Raw genomic sequence first — 2,909 nt, 5'->3', positions numbered from 1 at the left:
CGTTACATGGTACTAGAAATGGTAGTTCAATTTGAATATGTAGCTTCTGCCATCCTGCGCAATCAGGTCCTGAATATGTTCTTCCCCACCGGGATCGCTATACCGTTTGTCGAATAGATTGTAGATGCTGGCAGAAAGCTCAAGATTTTTTGCGAGCATCTCGCTGAGCAGGGTCAGATTGGTAAGCAGATGTCCGTTTGCAGTCCCGCCTGCCAGGGTCTTCCTGCTGCTGGTGTATTGAAGCTCCAGCCCCGTGCGCAGCCTTTCTCCCCATACCGGCACGGAGTAGTTGAGCTTCGCCAGGTGTCTGGGCGAGTTGATGAGTTCGTCTCCGGTTTCCTTCTCGCGGCTGATCTGCCAGGCATAGCTCGTGCGCAATTAATTGATAAGACATTGCTTTTCGGAGGTGGGAGTATAGGGGGGCTGTTTTGGCTTGTCAAGAAATATTTTGCGGTTGTTTTACACCGAAAAGCAGGGGCTGGCGATACCGTTGGGTAAGGAAGGTGGATCGGTGGCCGCTCTTTTGAGAAAGCGAAGCTTAATCTTCATAAATCTGCTCACTTTTTGGTCGAGTCACTCGGCAAGCGGGCTTTTATTAGCACAATACAGACATACCTCTCCGGCACACCTTTTTTTCCAAAATGCGTTATGACTGGATGTATTCATCCCATGCGTATTCAGGGTCGCCGTAGATGGTATCAGCGTTTGTTTGAAGCTGATTGTCATCGGCGTACAGGGCGTCATGTTTCCCTGGCGGGGCGTGGGCCTTTGGCGGCGGTTTTGCCTTTACCAGCCATAGTCCCAGATGATTGAGGATATCCCGGATCACCGAAGGGTCTTCAATAAAGCTGATGATCCGCATCGTCCCCTGACATTTAGGGCAGACAAGGGGATCTACCTCGTATATTTTTTGAATCAGCCTGGCCCAGTTTTTCCGGAAAGCCTTTTCGTTTCCCTGGGTTTCTATGATGCAGGGGATGGCGTCATCCAGACCTTCCTTCCGGCGTTTTCCCCGCGAGACGTTGCTGTAATATCCGTAATATCTCACCATTTGCTCGCCCCGGTTCGGGATGTGGGAACACATCGCGGCCAGCCATTCCAACGCCGGGAAGTCCCTGGTTGTCTCGCCGTCCTTGGATGTATAAACAACCGTCCTCTCTTCATCCAGATACTGCATTCTTTCCTGGGAAAAGGACGCTCGGATGATGTAGCGGGCCAGGTTTTCCATCGCCGTATCATCAGTGGGCGATATGCGGTTGCCGCAGAAGACGTTGAAGCCGGAATGCCGCCATGTTGAGAGCATGGCGATCATCTCCTTCGTGATTTTTCCCTTGTTCAGAAGCATCCTCAAAACCTTGTGTCGGAAAATGGCCTCCAGCTTTTTCAGCTCCAGGGGCGGCGCCAAGCGGAACATACCCTTATTGCCATAGAAACAGCCGTCCGTTACTAGGATGTGGCAGTGGGGATTGAAACCGAGGAGATCGCCGAAGCTCTGGACAGCGATGACGGCGCCGGGGATGGGAACGTTTTCGTGAACCGCATCCTGGAGAAAAACCTTCAGGGATTCCCAGGCCGAGCGGCTCAAATCGGCAAGAAGCCTCCTGTCATACAGAAAGTAACGGCGGAGGATTTTGGGGATGCTGAATACGAAATGACGGTGGGGGACCTTTTTGAGGACATCCATGCACAGCCATTCCCCAAATTCCACCACGCGCTTCTGATGGCAAGAAGGGCAAAAATGACGGCGCTTGCAAGAAAATACCAGCAAATATTCGTGGCCGCAGTCTTTGCATTTCACACGGGCAAACCCGTTGCGCAAATTGCCGCAATCGAGATAGCGATAGATCACCTGCTCGACATAGGGCCGCCAGAAGCCGTACTGCCGTGAGAAATGTTCATCATAGATTTGGATAAAGGTCTCAAAATTGTTCTCCACGCAACGATAATAATCGGACAACTGTGGATTACGGGGGCGATAAACAGCGGAAGGAGCGGACATGATTTCTCTCCTTTGAGAAAATCAGACCGTCCATAATAGAACGAAAGTTCTATTTGTCAAGAGTAGTCGAGTAGATCAGCTTCTCCCGACGCTGTAGGTCGATGTTTGTGTTCTCCGTTTCCGTCTGGTTTCCCGGCGGTGCCACAGCATCTCAACCATACATCAGTTGTCGCTGACCCCTCTCAGAACCGTGCTTGCACTATTTATGCACACGGCTCCTCACATGGTCAATTCACAGAAAATCCGAACATCCTGACCCTGATTCGAGGTTCCGGTAAAGGAAATCGCTTCAGCATTTCGCAGAACTTTTGCCAGTTGAGACAACCACGTTTACCACGCCGGTTCAGCCACTTAAACAGCAGCTTTTTAACTTCCTCCCCAAACCTCTTAATTCCTTGCAGGTTGTCGGTTACCCCGTAGTAGTTGTAATGGCCTCTCAATTTGGCCTTGGCTGTTTCCCAAAGTTCCTTGGTCTTCAATATCCTGGCCTTCATCAGCCATTCCTTGAATACCTTCAGCTTAGCGATAAACTTCTTGCGGGCAGTAACCCGCTTCATCCGAAACCCTTTGCCGTCCCGCTTTGTCCCGCAGTAGTGGGTAAACCCCAGAAAATCAAACGTCTGGGCTCTTTCCCCTTTTTGCTTGGCATTCTGGACGGCGAATCTTCCAAACTCCATAACCTTGGTCTTCGTCTGTTCCACCTCAAGCCCAAACTTGCCCAGACGTTCGACCAGCTCCACGCGAAACCGTTCCGCCTCCGGCTTATACTGAAAGCAGGCAACAAGTCGAGTAGCGCAGGGGAATCTCACTCCCACGCTCTCACAGAACCGGACGTGAACCTCTCAGCTCATCCGGCTCCTATCGTCCAGCCGCCAACTGAAGAAACTGCCAATGGGCAAACAACTTTGGC

General features: G+C 51.3%; 3 protein-coding genes. All 3 read right to left on the bottom strand.

The annotated features are described in order from the left end of the window. Nucleotides 1-12: 12 nt before the first annotated feature. The gene (locus tag M0P74_18290; protein ID MCK9365536.1) at nucleotides 13-378 is read right to left on the bottom strand and encodes a TonB-dependent receptor; all 366 of its coding nucleotides are present in this window, start codon (nucleotides 376-378) and stop codon (nucleotides 13-15) included. 268 nt (nucleotides 379-646) lie between these two features. Then, nucleotides 647-1,999, bottom strand: a complete 1,353-nt coding sequence (locus M0P74_18285) for a transposase (protein MCK9365535.1) — start codon at nucleotides 1,997-1,999, stop codon at nucleotides 647-649. 227 nt (nucleotides 2,000-2,226) lie between these two features. Then, on the bottom strand, nucleotides 2,227-2,808 hold the full coding sequence (locus tag M0P74_18280) for a hypothetical protein (protein ID MCK9365534.1): 582 nt from the start codon (nucleotides 2,806-2,808) through the stop codon (nucleotides 2,227-2,229). Nucleotides 2,809-2,909 lie beyond the last annotated feature (101 nt).

Source organism: Syntrophales bacterium, from assembly GCA_023229765.1.
GTDB lineage: Bacteria > Desulfobacterota > Syntrophia > Syntrophales > UBA5619 > DYTH01.
Note: the sequence above shows the minus strand (reverse complement) of the source record. Positions and strands in the feature narration are given on the sequence as shown.